General features: G+C 45.3%; 17 protein-coding genes and 1 other RNA gene. 12 read left to right on the top strand and 6 right to left on the bottom strand.

Annotated elements, in window-relative coordinates; genetic code table 11:
- Positions 1–102 precede the first annotated feature (102 nt).
- Entirely contained in the window at positions 103–231 is a 129-nt protein-coding gene (locus IGK14_RS14920) for a hypothetical protein (protein WP_010749031.1), read from the bottom strand.
- A gap of 80 nt (positions 232–311) precedes the next feature.
- Complete coding sequence (locus tag IGK14_RS14915) at positions 312–2,312, bottom strand: KUP/HAK/KT family potassium transporter (protein WP_005227748.1); 2,001 nt, start codon at positions 2,310–2,312, stop codon at positions 312–314.
- Positions 2,313–2,582: 270 nt separating this feature from the next.
- Between IGK14_RS14915 and IGK14_RS14910 the strand changes: the two genes are divergently transcribed.
- Together IGK14_RS14910 and IGK14_RS14905 are read left to right on the top strand one after the other, a co-directional pair.
- Complete coding sequence (locus IGK14_RS14910; RefSeq protein ID WP_005227750.1) at positions 2,583–3,338, top strand: ABC transporter ATP-binding protein; 756 nt, start codon at positions 2,583–2,585, stop codon at positions 3,336–3,338.
- Entirely contained in the window at positions 3,339–4,919 is a 1,581-nt protein-coding gene (locus IGK14_RS14905) for a hypothetical protein (protein WP_010749032.1), read from the top strand.
- Positions 4,920–5,203: 284 nt separating this feature from the next.
- Here IGK14_RS14905 and IGK14_RS14900 read toward each other — a convergent pair whose 3' ends face one another.
- The 4 genes from IGK14_RS14900 to IGK14_RS14885 form a co-directional block, all read right to left on the bottom strand.
- Positions 5,204–5,683 carry a universal stress protein gene (locus IGK14_RS14900; protein ID WP_010749033.1) on the bottom strand — a complete coding sequence of 160 codons (480 nt, stop codon included), beginning with the start codon at positions 5,681–5,683 and terminating at the stop codon, positions 5,204–5,206.
- 64 nt (positions 5,684–5,747) lie between these two features.
- Entirely contained in the window at positions 5,748–6,038 is a 291-nt protein-coding gene (locus IGK14_RS14895) for a hypothetical protein (protein WP_010749034.1), read from the bottom strand.
- A gap of 167 nt (positions 6,039–6,205) precedes the next feature.
- Positions 6,206–6,400, bottom strand: a non-coding RNA gene (gene ssrS / locus IGK14_RS14890) — 6S RNA.
- Between the two features lie 68 nt (positions 6,401–6,468).
- Positions 6,469–7,746: a replication-associated recombination protein A gene (locus IGK14_RS14885; protein WP_010749035.1), complete on the bottom strand. Its 1,278-nt coding sequence runs from the start codon at positions 7,744–7,746 to the stop codon at positions 6,469–6,471.
- A 216-nt stretch (positions 7,747–7,962) separates the two neighbouring features.
- Between IGK14_RS14885 and IGK14_RS14880 the strand changes: the two genes are divergently transcribed.
- The 10 genes from IGK14_RS14880 to IGK14_RS14835 all read left to right on the top strand — a co-directional run bounded on the left by IGK14_RS14880 (position 7,963) and on the right by IGK14_RS14835 (position 18,418).
- A complete protein-coding gene (locus tag IGK14_RS14880) occupies positions 7,963–8,583 on the top strand; it encodes a DNA-3-methyladenine glycosylase (RefSeq protein WP_010749036.1) in 621 nt (206 codons plus the stop codon).
- A gap of 16 nt (positions 8,584–8,599) precedes the next feature.
- Positions 8,600–9,088 carry a DUF3013 family protein gene (locus tag IGK14_RS14875; protein WP_005227763.1) on the top strand — a complete coding sequence of 163 codons (489 nt, stop codon included), beginning with the start codon at positions 8,600–8,602 and terminating at the stop codon, positions 9,086–9,088.
- A gap of 11 nt (positions 9,089–9,099) precedes the next feature.
- Complete coding sequence (gene prmA, locus IGK14_RS14870; RefSeq protein ID WP_010749037.1) at positions 9,100–10,047, top strand: 50S ribosomal protein L11 methyltransferase; 948 nt, start codon at positions 9,100–9,102, stop codon at positions 10,045–10,047.
- Position 10,048: 1 nt separating this feature from the next.
- Positions 10,049–10,804, top strand: coding sequence for a 16S rRNA (uracil(1498)-N(3))-methyltransferase (locus tag IGK14_RS14865; RefSeq protein WP_005227767.1), 756 nt, complete (start codon positions 10,049–10,051; stop codon positions 10,802–10,804).
- Between the two features lie 4 nt (positions 10,805–10,808).
- Entirely contained in the window at positions 10,809–11,474 is a 666-nt protein-coding gene (locus IGK14_RS14860; protein ID WP_005227769.1) for a hypothetical protein, read from the top strand.
- A 187-nt stretch (positions 11,475–11,661) separates the two neighbouring features.
- Entirely contained in the window at positions 11,662–13,872 is a 2,211-nt protein-coding gene (locus IGK14_RS14855) for a RelA/SpoT family protein (protein WP_010749038.1), read from the top strand.
- Positions 13,873–13,878: 6 nt separating this feature from the next.
- Entirely contained in the window at positions 13,879–14,325 is a 447-nt protein-coding gene (dtd, locus tag IGK14_RS14850) for a D-aminoacyl-tRNA deacylase (protein WP_010749039.1), read from the top strand.
- A 312-nt stretch (positions 14,326–14,637) separates the two neighbouring features.
- A complete protein-coding gene (locus IGK14_RS14845; RefSeq protein ID WP_142962449.1) occupies positions 14,638–16,188 on the top strand; it encodes an FtsX-like permease family protein in 1,551 nt (516 codons plus the stop codon).
- 12 nt (positions 16,189–16,200) lie between these two features.
- On the top strand, positions 16,201–16,875 hold the full coding sequence (locus IGK14_RS14840) for an ABC transporter ATP-binding protein (RefSeq protein WP_010749041.1): 675 nt from the start codon (positions 16,201–16,203) through the stop codon (positions 16,873–16,875).
- Complete coding sequence (locus IGK14_RS14835; protein ID WP_005227778.1) at positions 16,868–18,418, top strand: PASTA domain-containing protein; 1,551 nt, start codon at positions 16,868–16,870, stop codon at positions 18,416–18,418. Before IGK14_RS14840 ends, IGK14_RS14835 begins: the two co-directional genes overlap by 8 nt.
- Positions 18,419–18,501 lie beyond the last annotated feature (83 nt).

Raw genomic sequence — 18,501 nt, 5'->3', positions numbered from 1 at the left:
TCTCTCTCCTTGAGACCACTCAAAAAGGCCATGGATATCCATGGCCAGTGTTATTTAAACTCAGATTTTCTTGAGAAAAATACCTTGAGATGGCCATTGATTTTACGTAAATGTAACTGTTTTGGACAGACTCGTCCCGTCAACAGCAACTGTAAAACCAATTGCATGGCTAAATGCGATATGGTATCGTTGGTAATTTTCATTACTTGTTATTTTAGTCATGCGCATCATGGTAGTTTTCCCTCCTTTGTGTCTTTGTCTTTTCAGTGTACCTGAAAGTATCAGAAAGTTCAACCAGTACTGGCGGTTTCTTAGCGTTCCTCGATGCGTAATTCTGTCAGAGAGCTTTCTTTCATCTGACCGATGACTAATGGAACGGTCTCATGAACCACATCACTGTATTCTAAGCCGAACCAGCGTTCAGGTGAAATGGTATGGCGTTTGATAAAAAGCTTCGTCTGCATGACTTGCTTCTGCCATTTGCTTAATGCAGTTGCATTCGACAGCTCTTCTTCGATCATCACGAATTGGAAATCGCCCACATTGCGTCCAGGCGTTAAGGAGTAGCGTTGAGGCTGCAGCGGCAAGCGACCATCTTTCATCAATTCTTGAATGATTTGGCGAATGTAGAGATTGACTTCTTGCGGCACCCGAAAGCCGAGATAAAGCTTTAGTTTAACGATAAAATCGGTATCTGCCATCGAAACTTCATATTTTTTCGTATAGGGTTCGTCGGTGACTTCCACATTGACGAACCAATACACTTTGGCACGTTTTGGCCGTTTGTCTAAAATGGAATAGATGAACTGCTGACCGATCTGATCGTCTTGCAGTTTAGGAACCATGAAGACGACGTTCGTCTGAGATAACGGCAAAGAATCATCTTCCCGCAACTGTTTCAATTGAGGGATGTAGGTAGAAAGCGCAACTTCTTCGGCAGCATTTTCTTGAATACGATTGCCCCATTCCCAAATCAGCATCACGCCGATGATCACGCTGGCTAATAAGATGGCAACGTAACCGCCATGGAAAAATTTGGTCGCACTGGAGATAAAGAAAATCCCCTCGATCGCTGCAAAAAAGAGCGTGATGAACGGTGCCAAGAAACGGGTCTTCTTGTTTTGGTGCAAGTAGAAATACAGCAAAATAGTGGTCATCAACATCGTTACCGTAATGGCCAATCCATAAGCAGCTTCCATCCGAGTAGAGGTCTGGAAGAACAAGACCACGCCAGAACAGGCGATCCACAGCAAGGTGTTTAAGGCAGGAATATACATTTGCCCGATAGACGCCCCCGGATAGATGATTTGCATCCGCGGCAATAGTTTCAACTTGATGGCTTCAGAAACCAGGGTAAAGGAGCCAGACAGCAGGGCTTGCGAAGCTATGATGGCAGCGAGGGTGGCAAAGCTGACACCAAAGACTGTCCACCCTTGCGGCAACGCTTGGAAGAATGGATTCAAGTTTTCGATTTCTTGATAAGTCGGGTTTTGATAGACTTGCAGCAACCACGCCGCTTGACCAAAGTAATTTAGCATCAAGCAGATTTTGATATAGGGCCAGCTGGCATAAATGTTTTTCTTGCCCACGTGACCTAAGTCTGAGTAGAGGGCTTCCGCACCAGTCGTTGCCAAAAAGATATTGCCGAGAATAAAGAGACCGGCACTGTTATCGGGACTAAAGAGCAAATTGATCGCATAACGGGGATCAAGGGCGCGAATCACCGAAAGGTCACCAGCAAAGTTCATCACCCCGACGATCCCTAAGAAAGTGAACCAGCCTAGCATGATCGGTCCGAAGGCTTTGCCGACAAACTCAGTCCCAAAGCGCTGCAGGGCAAAGAGGACCAATAAGATTGCTAAGGTGATGCCGACGATGATCGATTGGTCATTGCCGAAGCGATCAAAAAAGACTGGAATCCCCCGTAATCCTTCGATGGCAGTGGTCACCGTCACGGCTGGCGTCAACACGCCATCTGCTAGCAGGGCTGCGCCCCCGATGATTGCTGGAATAATCAAATAGCGGCTGTTTTTACGAACTAGAGTATAAAGGGAGAAAATCCCGCCTTCTCCATGATTATCCGCGTTTAATGCGATCAAGACGTACTTGATCGTCGTTAACAGCGTTAGCGTCCAAAAGACGAGCGAGACGCTGCCTAAGATAAAATCGGGTGTTAAGGTGCGTAGTCCGCCATTGTCCTCCACCAGGGCTTTCATTACGTAAAGCGGGCTCGTACCGATATCACCGTAGACCACCCCCATGGCGACTAAAAGTCCGCCGGCGGTCACTTTTTTCATTTTACTTGAACTCATTGACTGTTTTCCCTCCATTTTAAACTGCAAAAAGACCTAAGCGGCCCCTTGCCACTTAGGTCTTGCAAGAAACATCTTAAACCAGCGGATTCCCGCTTGCTGTTGATCTAAGATCATGGAACGATCCATGTGCTACTCCCCTAAAGTGCTCTTATTATCTTTGTTTTTGCAGCTCCTGTCAATTGATTTGTTAAAAATGGCAATAAACATTTTTCATTTCCTGCTTTTCAGCGTAAGATAACAATAGGTATGGAATAAGGAGGCAGGAAAATGATTGAGATCAAGAATCTGACGAAACAGTATGGACCAAAAAAAGCGTTGTCTGATCTTTCCCTGACGATCCGTCAAGGGGAGATCTTTGGCTTTCTGGGACACAACGGAGCAGGGAAGTCGACCACGATCAAAAGCTTAGTGAGTATTTTGCAACCGACGAGTGGGGAAATCTATTTTGATGGCCAATCCCTCGTGGAACATCGCGAAGCGATAAAAAAACAAATTGCTTATGTGCCAGACACGCCAGATTTGTTTTTACAGCTAACGGCAGGGGAGTATTGGGACTTGATTGCCGCAGCGTATGAGGTGCCAGCAGCGGAAAAGGCCGAGCGTTTGCAAAAATTAGGGCGCTTGTTTGATATGCTGTCTCATGAAGAAGAGACCATCGCCAGCTTTTCCCATGGAATGCGGCAAAAAACGCTGCTGATTGGGGCATTGATCCCCGATCCAGACATTTGGATCTTGGATGAACCATTACAAGGCTTAGATCCCCAAGCGGCGTATGATTTAAAAGAAATGATGAAACAGCACGCTGCCAAGGGCAAGACCGTGATTTTTTCCACCCACGTCTTGGACACCGCCCAGCAGTTGTGCGATCAATTGGCGATTTTGAAAAAAGGTGAGCTGCTGTACAATGGCTCAGTGGCAGATTTGCTGGCACAGCATCCGTCGCTTTCTTTGGAAACGATCTATCTGCAAATGACTGGGAGAAGTCAAGAAGAAGCGATTCTTGCAGAAGCGGAGGAAGCGTAGATGCGAAAACAACAATTTCTGACTCTGACCTCCGTTAATTTGCGGTATGCCAATCCCCAACTGACAGATAAAGCCCGCAAAAAAGGCAAGGCTGGTTCGACTTTGACCAGTTATTTGTTGTTTCAATATGCGTTTTCTGGGGTAGTATTTCTGCTAGTCTATGGGTTGACGATGATTACATTGGATTTTAGTCAGATGCCAGGCTTTTTTACCTATTATGTCGCTTTGTTCGGGATCTTAGGCTTTTCCCAAGGGATTTCGTCCATTTACAATGTCTTTTTCGAGAGTCAAGATCTGCCAGCGTATTTGCCGCTGCCTTTTCGACAGAGTGAAATTTTTCTGGCAAAGATCGTGGTGGTGTTTCTCACCGTTGCGCCGTTTATTTTTCCTCTGTTGGTCTTATTTCTCCTGACAGGGATTCGGGCAAACGTCTTTTTCTTGTTGACGATCTTATGGGCGTTCTTGCTGTTCGGCTTGTTTTTAGTCTTGATCTTCAGCATTTGCAGCTTGATCGTCTTCAGCCTGACCCGCACCAAGTTTTTCTTGAAGCATAAAAAATTGGTCACTAGTTTATTGCTAGGCGTGACGATGCTGGTTGTTGTGATCGGGGTCTTAATGATGAATCAGGTGAATACTTATGAGACAGACGTGGTAGATCGGGGAGCGATCAGCTTTTTATTGCCCTTTTATTATGTGATGGTGGCACCGTTTCAAACGACTGGTTTGCTTAGCTTGCTAGGGATCATCGTCACAGCAGGCGTGTTGCTTTTTGCCCTCTATCGATTGATCTTGCCGAAGTTTTATGAGCAAGTGGCAGCCGCGGCGCCCAACCAAGGGAGTGTTCGTCGGAAGCATAAACCCAACCAAGGATTGGGCCAGCTGTTGTTTAATTACAATTCGCAGTTGATCCGAGATCCGAATTTGATCATGCAAGTCTTTTCTTCTTCATTGCTGATGCCCATCATTTTCTTAGTGTCCTTTGTGTTTACAGGAGCGATTCAGTTAAGTGAATTGGATGAGCGGTTTATCGGTGTCGTTTTTGTGGCGGGGATCGCCTTGGCAGCATTGATGGTCAACCCGACTTCTTTTATCAGTAATTTGATCTCACTGGATCAGGAGAATTTCTTGTTTGTCCGCTCCTTGCCGCTATCGATGAAGCGCTACTTGCGGGAAAAATTCCGCTTTGGCGTCGTATTGCAGCTGAGCTTAACGGCAGTCATCGTGCTGGCAGCAGTCCTTCTCTTCAAAATGCCACTGATTTTGGCTGTCTCTTTTCTAGTAGGGGCACTTTGGAGCAGTTTTCTTTTGTGCTTGAAATATTTTGCTCGTGATTATCGGCTGCTGCTTTTGGACTGGACCAACATCAGTCAATTGTTTACGAGAGGGGCGGGGAGTCTTGGGCTAGCCATTGGAACGATCGCAACGCTGTTTCTTTCCATCATTGTTATCATCCTTTACGGCTTTGCTGTGACTTCGCTTGATTTTTGGTTATTGAATGGTCCGGTTTTCTTTGTGATTCTCTTGACCAGCGGCCTCTGGATAGCCCATTATCACCATAGATTTTGGCGTCGTTTTTCCTAAGGGAAGCGACGCTTTGCTTTTTTTATTTAAGGATGGGTAAATTAACTATTTATTCAGAAAATTCAGAAAAACTCTTTACAATCAAGCGGAAACATGGTTAGATAGGAGTACCTATTACTTTGCTTTCATTTTTTGCTGTACAAGTTTGGATAACCGACTTGTCAAAGAGCTGTGACCAAAGTCAAAAAGACCAATGAGACCTGAGCGCTCGTTGCATCTTTTGCTTTTGTCGCGGCTTTTTTTGTACAAAAAAACCTGCCAAGCAGCGGCAGGTCGTCTCACTATTAAGCTTTCGTGTGGTCTTTTGCTGGGACTTTGTTTTCTAGGTCTGTCCGTACAACTAACACATCACAGCCGGCATGGCGAATGACATATTCAGAAACGGAACCGATAAAGATTCGTTCCACGGCATTTAAACCAGTGGCACCGATCATAATCAAATCGATGTCGTGATCTTCGGGCAATTGTTTGGCAATGATCGGTTTTGGCGAGCCGTATTCGATCACAGTTTTGACCGCAGTTACTTGATGCTTGCGGGCATAATCCTCATAGTCTTTCAAGGTTTGTTTGGCCATTTCGGTTGCTTGTTCAGCAAGCATGCCGTCAAAAGAAGAAACGGTTTGAAAGGCACGAGTGTCGATCACATGTGCTAAAACCAATTCAGAATCATTCCGCTGTGCCACGTTCACGGCTTTTTTGAAGGCTAATTCTGACTCGCTAGACCCATCGACGGCTACCATGATTCGTTGATATTGTTGTAACATAAGAAACACTCCCATCTGTTATCTTCTACTTTTATTGTAATGCTTTTTTCTGGAAAAAGAAAACCTAATCTTTCTTTTTTTTCATTTTTTGTGCCAGCAAGATGCTGAAAGATGCGGAAGAGAGCAGCAATAAAGCCAAATAAAACAAGGCAATCAGCTCCTTATCGACAAAGCCCACAACCAATGCCACCACGCCTAAAAGGAAATGAATGAGACTATAGGTTTTTAAGAAGACCTTATTCGCCTCGGTGGTAGGGATCAAAGTGAAAAAAATCGCTTGTTTGGCATAAAGCAAATAACTGGTGCCGAATAATACGAGTGCCACGATCGTAAATAATAGAAGAATCATAAACATACGCCATCCTGTCCTAAGTTGATAAGTTTAGTATAGCGAACCCTAGAAAGAATAGCAAAAGCCACCCTTACTCTGATGTCAGGCAAGGACGTTTCACTGTTGCTAGCGGTTAGAAAACGCAAAAAAGCCATCTGTTAAAAACAGATGGCACATTCTAAAAAGAATGGGTAATATCCGTTGATGCCGTTCTTTTTCCCATAGTATTGATCCCGCAAATTCTAGCAGGTGGGTTCCACGGTCTAAGCTTCGAACTACCAAAGGAAAAGGCATGTTACCAGCATTGACACAAGACGGATCCCAAGATATCAATAAAAATGTTCGGTCAACACACAAAAGGGACAACTCGTACATCACAGAATTCCCACCCTTATAGTAGCATAGGAATGACGAAGGTGCAATAAAGTTGTTTGAAAACGATACCAAAAAGTCACTATTTTTTCTTCTTTCGCTGCTGCAATTGTTGGTACCGTTGACCTAAGGCTTGCTCATATTTACCAGTGGCTTTTGGTTGGTAATAATGAGTATTTTTCAGCTTATCAGGTAAGTATTGCTGATCGACCCAGGCATCATCAAAATTATGCGGGTATTGATAGCCGACACCCCGATTCAAGCTTTCTGCACCCTTGTAATGACTGTCTCGTAAATGATCCGGGACATCGCCAGCTTTACCGCTGCGAATATCTGCGATCGCTGCATCCAATGCCATGTAGGCAGAGTTGGATTTTGGTGACAGACATAGATCGACCACTGTATCGGCTAACGGAATCCGAGCTTCTGGCAAGCCCAAACGTTCAGCGGCTAACACAGCATTGACGGTTCGAGCAGCGGCTGCTGGGTTAGCTAAACCAATGTCTTCATAGCCGATGACCATTAAGCGCCGACAAATGATCGCCAGATCGCCTGCCTCTACTAAACGACCTAAGTAATGCAGCGCACCATCCACATCGCTGCCGCGAATCGATTTTTGAAAAGCAGAGATCACATCATAGTGCGCATCCCCATCTTTATCGTGGGTCAATGCTTTACGCTGGACGCACTCTTCGATGATCGCTAAGGTCAAATGAATAATGCCGTCTGGTCCTTTTGGGGTGGAACGAGCAGCGAGCTCTAAGCCGTTTAGCGCACTTCGTAAATCACCGTTGGTCGCTCGCGAGAGATGCAAGCGGGCATCATCGGTCAATACGATGGTTTCTGATCCAAGTCCGCGAGTTTCATCTGCTAAGGCTTGATCAATGGCGGTCAAAATGTCTTCTTCTTGGAGCGGTTTGACTTCAAAAATCTGTGTCCGACTGCGAATCGCTGGATTGATCGTAATGTAGGGATTTTCCGTCGTGGCACCGATCATAATGATCTTTCCGCTTTCTAAATGGGACAGTAAAAAGTCTTGTTTTGTCTTGTCTAGTCGATGGACTTCATCAAGCAATAAAATGACAGTACCGCTCATTTTGGCTTCCTCTGCCACGATCTGCAGGTCTTTTTTTGTATCCGTGGCGGCGTTCAGCATGCGAAACGCATAGCGTGTCGAGCCGGCGATCGCACTGGCAATGCTGGTTTTTCCGGTTCCCGGCGGTCCGTATAGGATCATCGAAGAAAGCATTTTGGCTTCGACCATTCGGCGAATGATTTTCCCCGGGCCAACCAAATGCTGCTGTCCGACGACTTCATCTAAGTTCCGTGGCCGCATTCGATAAGCAAGTGGCTGCTGCATAAAACGATCCTCTCCTTTTCCTGTAAGTATAACATAAGAACGTATATTCTCATAAACAAGCTGATTTGCGTCTTTACAGAAACAAAAGGGCGCTTATTTTCCACTCAGTCAGCAAAAATCAGGTTCGTTGAAAAGAAATCGTTGAGATCGTCGTAACTCTGTAGTCAAAGATAGTAAGTTCGCCGAGAATTGTGTAGAATAAAGAGGGTGATGAGAATGGATGAATTAATGGCACTTTTTGCGACACAGCCGACAACGACCATCGCACGTGCCTTATTAGGAATGTATTTGGAACATGAGACCCCAGAAGGAACAGTAGGTGGGTATATCGTGGATTGTGAAGCGTATCTAGGTCCCGATGATCTGGCGGCTCATAGTGTGGGCATGCGAAACACACCAAGGGTTCGGGCGATGTATCAGGAACCAGGTACGATTTATTTATATACGATGCATACGCATCGAATCGTCAACTTTATTACGCAGCCAAAAGGCATCCCGCAAGGAATCATGATTCGCGGGCTAGAACCGGTGGATGGGATCGCCTTGATGGAACAACAACGACAAAAAACAGGACCGGATGTAGCCAACGGCCCCGGGAAACTGGTACAGGCACTGCAGATCCCCGCTGAGCTTTATGGCGAATCGATTTTTACAAGCCCACTGCATTTGGTTCCTGAGCGCCGACGTACCCCAAAAGAAATTTTGGCATTGCCTCGGATCGGTATCCCAAATAAAGGGGAATGGACCCAGATGCCGCTTCGTTTTGCGGTGGCTGGCAATCCGTATTTGACAAATATACGAAAAACCGCTGTTCAGCAAGACCATGGATGGTGTTAAGAAAGAAGGAATAGTGATGGCGAAAGAAACGATATTGACTTACTTAGATCAGCGATTAACGAAAAAAATCACCGACTATGATGTGGCGATCGATTGGGATGCCAAAAATCATACGATCGAATTGGTGCTGCGCTTGTTTGCTGAAAATCCTCACCACGTGCAGATCGACGATGCACAAGGTGTGGCATCAGAAGAAGCGATCATTGAATTTGAAGATGGGATTTTGCTGTATGATCCACAAAAATCAACGTTTGATGAAGAAGATTATTTAGCGACGATCCCTTATGCAGGGAAAAAAGGGATCCAAAAAGCCTTGTTAGACGGATTGGTTGATTACATTCAAGAAATTTTAGAAGAAGGCCAAAGCGATCTGCTTGATTTCTTGAACGATGACAGTGAAGAAGCGATCTTTGAATTGCGATTCAACGAAGAAGAATTTGTGGAGAAAATGACGAACTATCAAGCGGGAGCTGGGGAAACCATGATCCCGTACCCTAGTTACTAAGGAGAACGAACATGAAATGGAATGAAGTAACCGTAGCGACAGCTAGCGAAGCAGTGGAAGCAGTCGCCAATATTTTAATGGAACACGGAGCAAGTGGGGTAGCGATCGAGGACGTTTTAGATATCGAAAATTTTAAAAGCGATGCGTATGGCGAAATTTTGGATAAAGAAACCTATACGACCTTAGAAGAAGGCGCCCAAGTCAGTGCCTATTTCCCAGAGACGATCTTTTTACCAGAAGTGCTGCCGACGATCAAAGCAGCCATCGACCGTCTGCCAGAATATGGTTTGGCGATCGGCAAAAACACCATCACAACGAGCGAGGTCGTGGAAGAAGCATGGGCGACGGCCTGGAAAAAATATTACCATCCAGTCCGTATCTCCCGCTATCTGACGATCGTGCCGAGCTGGGAAAACTATCAACCGCTGCAAGAAGATGAAAAGATCATCACCCTTGATCCGGGGATGGCTTTTGGAACCGGCACGCATCCTACGACACGCTTGACATTACAAGCCCTAGAAGTCTACTTGCGAGGCGGTGAAACCGTCTTAGATGTCGGGACGGGCTCAGGCGTGTTGAGTATCGCCAGTAAATATTTAGGTGCCAAAGACGTGTTCGCTTATGATCTAGATGAAGTCGCTGTGAGGTCCGCCCAAGAAAATATGGCGATGAACCCTATTGCTCACGATGTGACCGTGCAGGCCAATGATCTCTTGCAAGGAGTGACGGTCCCTGCTGATCTTATCGTTGCCAATATTTTAGCGGACATCATTCTATTGATGATCCCTGATGCGTGGCGTCTATTGAAGCAAGAAGGGACCTTGATCGTTTCTGGGATCATTGAGACGAAAAAACAATTAGTGATCGATGCCATGATCGCACAAGGCTTTGAGATCGATCAATTGTTCAATCAAAAAGACTGGTATGCGATCGCCTTTAAAAAACCAGAGGTAGAGTAAGATGCAGCGATATTTTTTACAGGAGCCTTATGAAGCAAAAGCGGTGTTTGCCGTTTCGGGAGAACCCTTCCACCATATGATCCGAGTGATGCGCATGACTCCCGGGGCAAAAGTCGGTTTAGTGTTTGAGGATCATTTGGCGATCATTGCCAAGATCAAAGAAGCCGATGAAGAAACGGTGTACTTAGAGGAAGTCGAAAAAGAACAGCAGGACAAGGAATTGCCGCTGCAGGTCACGATCGCTAGCGGCTACCCGAAAGGCGACAAGCTGGAATTGATCGTTCAAAAAGGAACGGAGCTGGGGGCGGCAGCCTTTATCGGTTTTCCTGCACAAACTTCGGTCGTGAAATGGGATCAAAAGAAATTACAGAAAAAGCAGCAACGGCTGCAAAAAATCGCCCAAGAAGCGGCGGAGCAGTCCCAACGGCAGATCGTACCAGCCATCACGCTGCTGGATAACGCCAAAGCATTTTGGCAAAGCCTCAGTCAGTATGATGCGGTCCTAGTGGCTTATGAAGAATCAGCCAAGCAAGGAGAAGCGGCGATGCTGCTGCAAGTGATCACCGCATTGCCTGTTGGCAGCAAAGTTTTAGCGATCTTTGGTCCAGAAGGCGGTCTGACCCCCTCCGAAATCGAAGAAGCCCAGCAAAACAATGCCAAATTATGCGGGTTAGGCCCTCGAATTTTACGAACAGAAACAGCCCCGTTTTATTTTTTAAGTGCTGTCAGTGTGCTAACGGAATTAAAGAGGATGTGAGTTGATGAATAAGAACCAAGAAGCAATCAGTGTCCGTTTGTTGACGGCCGATCTGACCGACTGGGTCTTGAAGGATTTTATCAATCAATATAAGACGACCTTAAAGGAAGTCGTCGTTTTGCCTAGTGCCATTCGGCGAGCGAAAATCTTGGCACAAGGCTCTTCCCTACAAATCGGCGCAGTGATCGATTACCCCCTTGCCCAAGGAACACTGGCAAAGGTGGCGTTTGAAATTGGTCGGGCGTTTATGGAAGGCGCCGATTTTTTGGAAGTCTGGCTGCCAGCTTCTTCCTTCATGGAAAATGATCGTGGCTTTGCGGAGCTGACTGAAACGATCCGCTCCTTGACCTTGACAGGAGGAGAGATCCGCTTAGCTGTGCAAACCGAGATCATGAATGAATTGACGAAGATCCAAGTAGCACAACGCTTGAAAGAAGAAGCTTGGCCAAAGATTGTGTTAGGGCAAAAACAACCACTAGCAGAAGCATTGCATGACGTGAGCTTGTTTTCCTTAGATGGCGGCAGTCAACTGTCGATCCAGATCAATCCTGACACAGTCGATGAACAAGCGCTGCAATCACTACAGGCTGCTGGCGCTGAGAAAATCGGGCTCTCGTATCATGTTTTTGAAGAATTGCTTAAGGACCAGCCGTCGCCCGATGTGCTTTGAACAACAGCGATTGAAAAATAGCTGAAAAATTTGTATAATAATACTACTAAATAAGAACTGCAGGTTAGACAGGAGTCCCATGCTTAGAACGTTTGTCCGCAAGGCTTTGGGTGCGTGACGAAACGTTAACAGCGACTTCTGTCTGCCTTTTTGATAGCACAAAAAAGAAAAGCAGGAGGCGGAATGAATGGCAAAAGAAGTTATATTGACCGGGCCCAATGTCATCAAATTGGTCGCTCATTATATGAGTGAAGAACATGTTGCCTTTGTCCAAAAAGCATTAGATTACGCGACAGAAGCCCATAAAGAACAATTCCGTAAATCCGGCGAGCCTTACATTATTCATCCAATCCAAGTTGCGGGGATCTTGGCAGAATTGCAGATGGACCCTCATACCGTTGCAACTGGTTTTTTGCATGATGTCGTCGAAGATACCGATGTGACGTTAGCCGATCTGAAAGAAGAATTCGGTGCCGATGTAGCGATGCTAGTGGATGGCGTGACCAAGCTGGGTAAGATCAAGTACAAATCTCATGAAGAACAATTAGCAGAAAATCATCGGAAAATGTTGATCGCCATGGCGCAAGATTTACGGGTCATCATGGTCAAACTGGCTGACCGTTTACATAATATGCGTACGTTGAAACATCTGCGGGAAGACAAACAACGCCGCATCGCCCAAGAAACGATGGAAATCTATGCCCCATTGGCTCATCGTTTAGGGATCAGCCGCATCAAATGGGAATTAGAAGATATTTCTTTGCGTTATTTGAATCCACAGCAATATTACCGAATCGTGCATTTGATGCAGACAAAGCGAGAAGAACGGGAATCCTACGTTTCTGAAACCGTAGAAGAGATTCGAATCGCCACCGAGGAACTAGATATCTATGCTGAGATCTATGGCCGACCAAAGCATATTTACTCAATCTATCGCAAGATGAAAGACCAAAAGAAACAGTTCAATGAAATCTATGATTTGTTGGCGATCCGAGTGATCGTTGACTCCATCAAAGATTGTTATGCGGTTTTGGGAACGATCCATACAAAATGGAAACCAATGCCTGGGCGGTTCAAGGATTATATCGCGATGCCAAAAGCCAACATGTACCAATCGCTGCATACGACGGTCATTGGTCCCAAAGGCAATCCTGTCGAGATCCAAATTCGGACCCATGAAATGCATGAGATCGCTGAATTTGGGGTTGCTGCGCACTGGGCCTATAAAGAAGGCAAGACCGAAAAAGTCAGAGCCGACAAGATGACCCAACAAGTTGGCTGGTTCCGCGAAATCTTGGAACTACAAGATGAAAGCTATGATGCTTCTGAATTTATGGAAGGTGTCAAAGGCGATATTTTCAGCGACAAAGTCTATGTATTTACGCCAAAAGGTGATGTGACGGAGTTGCCTCAAGGCTCCAGTCCCCTGGATTTTGCCTATAGCATCCATACCGACATCGGTAACAAAACCACCGGCGCCAAGGTCAACGGCAAGATGGTCCAATTGGACTACAAGCTAAAAAATGGGGACATTATCGAGATCTTGACCTCACCAAATTCCTTTGGCCCAAGCCGCGACTGGGTCAAACTAGTGGCTACCAGCAAAGCGAAGAACAAAATCAAACGATTTTTTAAAGCCCAAGATCGTGATGAAAACATCATCAAAGGGCATGAGGCAGTGGTTCGTACCTTACAAGATATGGGCTTTGTGCCGAAAGAATTTTTGACGAAAAGCAAAATGGCGGAAGCTTGCGAACGGTTCAACTACCAAACAGAAGATGATCTATTTGCCTCTGTCGGCTATGGGGAAGTTAGTCCCACGACTTTAGCCAACCGTTTGACCGAAGAAGAACGGCGCGAGAAACAAATCGAGAAGCAAAAGCAGCAAGTCCAAGAGATGATCAATCAACCAGCGAAAAAAGAACCAGAAAAAATGAAGGTTCGTCACGAAGGCGGCATTGTCATTGAAGGGGTCGATAACTTGTTGATCCGCATCTCCCGCTGCTGCAATCCGGTCCCTGGGGATTCGATCGTCGGCTACATTACCAAAGGCCGAGGAATCTCGATCCACCGCAGCGATTGTCCCAATGTTCAAAACAAAGACGCCGCGAACCGTTTGATCGATGTTGAGTGGGAAGATGCCACCGACATCAACAAAGAATACGATGCCGATCTTGAGATCTACGGCTATGATCGTTCTGGGTTGCTCAATGATGTCTTACAGACAGTCAACACTGTCACGAAGCGCTTAGTGAGTGTCGAAGCCAAAACCAACAAAGACAAAATGGCAACGATCCGCATCACGGTGGCGATTCAGAATTTGACTCATTTGAAATCGATCGTTGATAAAATCAAGCAGATTCCAGATGTTTACAGCGTCAGACGTACGAAGGGATGAGAAAGAATGCGGGCAGTGATCCAGCGAGTCAGTCAAGCAAGTGTGTCGATTGAGGAGAATATCGTCGGTGCGATCCAACAAGGGTTTATGGTTTTATTGGGGATCACCCATGAGGATACAGGCGACGATGTGGCTTATCTCGTAAGAAAAATCAAAAATCTGCGGGTTTTTGAAGACGAAGAAGGTAAAATGAATCGGTCACTGGAAAGTATAAATGGCGCCGTCTTGAGTATTTCACAGTTCACCCTCTATGGGGAGACCAAGAAAGGCAATCGCCCTAGCTTCATTCAAGCGGCACCGCCAAGTATTGCGATCCCGCTTTACGAAGCCTTTAATGAAGGTTTACAAGCCGAAGGCATCACTGTTGCTACTGGAAAATTTGGTGCAGATATGCAAGTCGCCTTGGTCAATGATGGCCCGGTGACGATCGTGATCGATACGAAAGAAAAATAAGTGATACAAAACGAAGGATTTTCTCGCTGGGAAAGAGTGAGAGAATTCCTTCGTTTTTTTATACTCTCGAAAGCGCCAAGCATTTTTGATGGAATTCAAGTAAAATTTAAGTTGAAATCGGGAAATCTTACAAAACTGTTAGCAAAAATACCATTCTTTTATTTGTTATTTAACATCTTTTTCTTGTTCTTTTATAAGGGTTTTTAAATGGAAATATCGTTTGTACTCGTTTTTTAATATTTAAAATTCGAAAAACGATCCTTTATTGCGATTGTTCTTGAGGGAGAAGTATGGAATAATTGTTAAAAAATAATGTCACTGGAGGAAAAAACAATGAACTTTTGGCAGCGTGCATTAAAAAGTATCACCAGAAGAAAAGGGAAATCATTTATTTTATTTTTAGTTCTATTTATTCTAGGCAATGTGATCGCTGGTGCTGTAGCAATTCAACAATCCACTGCCAACGTGGAGCGAGAGACGAAACGCAAAATGGGGAACGTAGCTACGGTGGAAATGGATTGGGAAGGTTTTGAAAAAGAGCATGCAGATGCTTCGGACGAAGAGCGGTCTCAAGAAGATTTTTATCCGAAACCACCAGCGCTGGATGTTTATGAGCAAATCGGTCAGTTAAGCTATGTGAAATATTTTGATTACCAAAATCAAGCTTGGTTAGAAACAACAAAATTGAAAGCCTATACGCCGGAGGATGGCTCGGTTGGCATGGGTGGCAACTATTTCTCTTTGAAGGGCGGAAATTTGGTTGAGCCATTAGACATGCAAGAAGGCTTGATTCGCTTGGAGGAAGGCGAGGGATTAACAGAAAAAGATGTCAGTGAGTTGACGAATGCGGTATTGATCAGTAAAGAGATCGCAGAATTGAACAACCTGAGTGTCGGTGATCAATTGGTATGGGATACACGGGCAGAAGTCATGATGGAAGGTGGTTCAAGCGAGGGAGTGAGTGACGATAGTGAGGATGCGACGGACGAAACGGCTGAAAGTGGCAATCGTGTCGCAACCTTTGATTATCCTGTGACCATTGCAGGGATCTTTTCTGTCGTTAAAAAGGATCAAAGCAATCAAGGCAGTTCATCAGATCAAAGCAATTCTCAAAATAGTGATCAGATATGGCAAGTGATGGATCAAATCAACACCTTTTATGCTAGCAATAATTTAGTGCAAGATTTTAACAAATTGCAGTCTGAAAAGCTTTGGGGTCAAGAAGTGATCGAAGAAGAGTCAGACGCCTATTATCAACCGATCTTTGTCCTAAATTCAACGGATGACGTCGAAGCCTTTAAACAAGAAGCCGGTGCGTTATTGCCGCAATACTACCGCGTCATTGCCAATACGGATCAATACGAGCAGATCGCCGGTGGTTTTACTCGTTTAGGGGTGATCGCAAATTACATCGTAATCATTGCATCGATCGCAACCATCTTTATCATTTCCTTAGTGGTCCTACTTTTCTTACGAGATCGGAAACAAGAATTAGGCATCTATCTCTCCTTGGGGGAAAGCCGTGGGAAAGTCATTGGTCAGATCGTGATTGAAGTCTTGCTGGTTAGTTTAGCCGCACTGCTATTGTCCTTAGTGACCGGGAACTTATTAGGTGGGGCCGTTTCAAATACTTTGATGCAAAACGATTGGATGAGCAATCAAAATGAGATGGGCGGTGTTTATTCTGGCGGTTTGATGGCAGCTAATATTGATTACATGGATATCAAGAATGCTTATCAAGTGTCCTTCTCAGCCGGCTACATCATCACGTATCTGCTGTTAGGTTTAGGAACTGTCTTACTCTCAGCGATTTTACCGCTATTGTATATTTTACGCTTGAATCCAAAGAAAATCATGATGTAGGAGGAACCACCGATGACTTTATTAGAAACCAAAGCAGTCGATTACTATTACCAAGACGGCGATCAGCGTCGCTATATACTGAAAGAGACTTCTGTTTCTTTTGAAAAAGGCCGATTTTATGCCATCTTAGGTCAATCTGGTTCGGGAAAAACGACGTTTTTGTCCTTGATCAGTGCACTGGATAGTCCGAAAAGTGGGCAAGTATTATATGAAGGCACCGATATCGAAAAAATTGGGCATGAGAATTACCGCCGCGACGACATCAGTATCATTTTCCAAAGCTATAATCTGATTCCCTATTTGAGTGCAGTCGAAAATGTCTTAGTGCCGATGGCGATTACGAAAAATCAGCTGCCAGACAATCAACGAGAAGTGGCGTACAATTTGCTGGATTATATAGGCATCACTAAAGAAAAAGCCGATCGTCTCGTCAATCAATTATCTGGTGGGGAACAACAGCGGGTAGCGATCGCCCGGGCGTTAGCCACCAATGTCGATATCATTTTAGCGGACGAACCAACCGGGAATTTGGATGAAGAAATGGAACAAGAAATCATCGATATCTTTAAAGAGCTGGCACACGTCCACAACAAATGTGTGATCGTCGTGACCCACGCCAACGAGATCGCTCAACAAGCGGATGAAGTCTTGTATTTACGTAAAGGTGTGTTGAGCAAACATGAGTGATTTTTTATCAAATTTTAGCCCGGACAACTATGATGGCAAAAAGAAACCCACGCCCGATCGCGAGAAAAAAACCAGCGAACCTGTCGGAGATCAAAACGCAAGTGGCGCGGAGCAAGCGGGCAAACCAGCAGAGCCGACGACGGTTCACCAATCAGAAGAGTCGACCGCTAGTGAGCCACTGAGTCGTTCGGCAGCCCGTCAACAAACACAGACGACTGAAGCAAAAGCGGCGAGTTCTTCGACGGAGAAGGTAGCATCAAAGGAACCAGTCAGCCGGTTTGGGAAAGAAGAAACGGAATTTGATCCGACCTACAAAAAGCGTAAGCAGAAAAAAATCTTGCTGATTGCCCTACTGACCGCCTTGGCGGTTGCCGTGATTGGGATCGTCTACTATCAAATGACCCATGTGAAGGTGCCAGATTTCACTGCCCAAGATCTGTCAGAAGCGCGGACGTGGGGCATGGAAGAAGGCGTCGCTATCAAAGTAGAGCAAGAATATGATTTTGACAAAGACGTCAACCAAGTGATTGACCAAAGTGTTGACCCTGACAAAAAGATCAAGAAGGGTGCCACATTGACACTGACGGCGAGTCTCGGGCCTGATCCTGAAGAACGCTTAGAGCTGCCAGATTTTTCAGCGATGCAAGTGACCGAAGCAAAAGAATGGATCGCCAGCAATAAAGCCGAGAACCTCTCTTTGATCGAACAATTTGACGACAATGTAGCAGCAGAAGCCTTTATTAAACAAGAGGCGGCCAACAAAGAGCTTGATTTGGCGGAATACAAACGCAAAGACCGTTTGAGTGTCTATTATTCAAAAGGGAAAGAAGTCTTTGAAAAAAATATTGAAGTACCTGATTTTACGGGCAAAGCCAAGAGTGAAGCTTCTGAATGGGCGAAAAAGAATGACTTGAAATACAAAGAAGAAACCGTCTTTTCTGACAGTGTCGCCCTGGATCTGGTGGTTTCACAAGAACCAGTCAAAGGCAGCAAACTCGCGAAAAAAGATGAATTTGTGGTGAAGGTCTCAAAAGGCCAAGCATTGACCGTTCCAGATTTTTCACAATACACGATCGAAGAAGCCCAAGGACTAGAATCGAAAATCCCGCTGCAAGTCAGCACAGTCTATTCCGATCAAGTGGCGTATGGTAGTTTCTTGAGCCAGTCGGAAGAAGCAGGCAAAGAATACAGCGAAAGCGATACTTTGCCAACCGTCAAAGTCGTCTACTCATTAGGCCGACCATATTTAAAAGACATCCGTTTTCAAGCAACGGAAGGCGACTTGCCAAAACTATTCTTTGATGAATACAAATCAAAAGGCGCCAACGTCTATTATGAAATCTACTATATCGATTCGGCGGAACCAAAAGGAACCGTTGTTGAAATGAGCCGCTACGGCGAGTTTATTCCCCTAGAAACGTGGATCACCATCGGGATCAGCCGCGGCAATCTGCAAGGCAGTACCCAAACACCGCCGGCAGATGATGGCGGTGACGATGTCGATGAACCGATCAGTACCGCTGGTTCAAACGCTACCGAATAATCCTTACTAAGTGCTTTTTCAAACCGCATCAAAAAAGCAAGCACCCTTCTTTTTGGAAGGGTGCTTTTTACTTACTAATTGTA

The sequence above is a fragment of the Enterococcus sp. DIV0970a genome, from assembly GCF_051711265.1.
GTDB classification, from domain to species: domain Bacteria; phylum Bacillota; class Bacilli; order Lactobacillales; family Enterococcaceae; genus Enterococcus_D; species Enterococcus_D casseliflavus.
The sequence above is the reverse complement of the archived record's forward strand: the minus strand, read 5'-3'. Positions and strand labels throughout refer to the sequence as shown.

Excerpts from the sequence above, each read along its gene's own strand:
- IGK14_RS14845 (WP_142962449.1), top strand. The coding sequence starts at position 14,638 with ATGTCACTGGAGGAAAAAACAATGAACTTTTGGCAGCGTGCATTAAAA.
- IGK14_RS14920 (WP_010749031.1), bottom strand. The coding sequence starts at position 231 with ATGATGCGCATGACTAAAATAACAAGTAATGAAAATTACCAACGATAC.
- IGK14_RS14875 (WP_005227763.1), top strand. The coding sequence starts at position 8,600 with ATGGCGAAAGAAACGATATTGACTTACTTAGATCAGCGATTAACGAAA.
- prmA (WP_010749037.1), top strand. The coding sequence starts at position 9,100 with ATGAAATGGAATGAAGTAACCGTAGCGACAGCTAGCGAAGCAGTGGAA.
- IGK14_RS14885 (WP_010749035.1), bottom strand. The coding sequence starts at position 7,746 with ATGCAGCAGCCACTTGCTTATCGAATGCGGCCACGGAACTTAGATGAA.
- IGK14_RS14900 (WP_010749033.1), bottom strand. The coding sequence starts at position 5,683 with ATGTTACAACAATATCAACGAATCATGGTAGCCGTCGATGGGTCTAGC.
- IGK14_RS14910 (WP_005227750.1), top strand. The coding sequence starts at position 2,583 with ATGATTGAGATCAAGAATCTGACGAAACAGTATGGACCAAAAAAAGCG.
- IGK14_RS14840 (WP_010749041.1), top strand. The coding sequence starts at position 16,201 with ATGACTTTATTAGAAACCAAAGCAGTCGATTACTATTACCAAGACGGC.
- dtd (WP_010749039.1), top strand. The coding sequence starts at position 13,879 with ATGCGGGCAGTGATCCAGCGAGTCAGTCAAGCAAGTGTGTCGATTGAG.
- IGK14_RS14880 (WP_010749036.1), top strand. The coding sequence starts at position 7,963 with ATGGATGAATTAATGGCACTTTTTGCGACACAGCCGACAACGACCATC.
- IGK14_RS14865 (WP_005227767.1), top strand. The coding sequence starts at position 10,049 with ATGCAGCGATATTTTTTACAGGAGCCTTATGAAGCAAAAGCGGTGTTT.
- IGK14_RS14895 (WP_010749034.1), bottom strand. The coding sequence starts at position 6,038 with ATGTTTATGATTCTTCTATTATTTACGATCGTGGCACTCGTATTATTC.
- IGK14_RS14855 (WP_010749038.1), top strand. The coding sequence starts at position 11,662 with ATGGCAAAAGAAGTTATATTGACCGGGCCCAATGTCATCAAATTGGTC.
- IGK14_RS14860 (WP_005227769.1), top strand. The coding sequence starts at position 10,809 with ATGAATAAGAACCAAGAAGCAATCAGTGTCCGTTTGTTGACGGCCGAT.
- IGK14_RS14835 (WP_005227778.1), top strand. The coding sequence starts at position 16,868 with ATGAGTGATTTTTTATCAAATTTTAGCCCGGACAACTATGATGGCAAA.
- IGK14_RS14915 (WP_005227748.1), bottom strand. The coding sequence starts at position 2,312 with ATGAGTTCAAGTAAAATGAAAAAAGTGACCGCCGGCGGACTTTTAGTC.
- IGK14_RS14905 (WP_010749032.1), top strand. The coding sequence starts at position 3,339 with ATGCGAAAACAACAATTTCTGACTCTGACCTCCGTTAATTTGCGGTAT.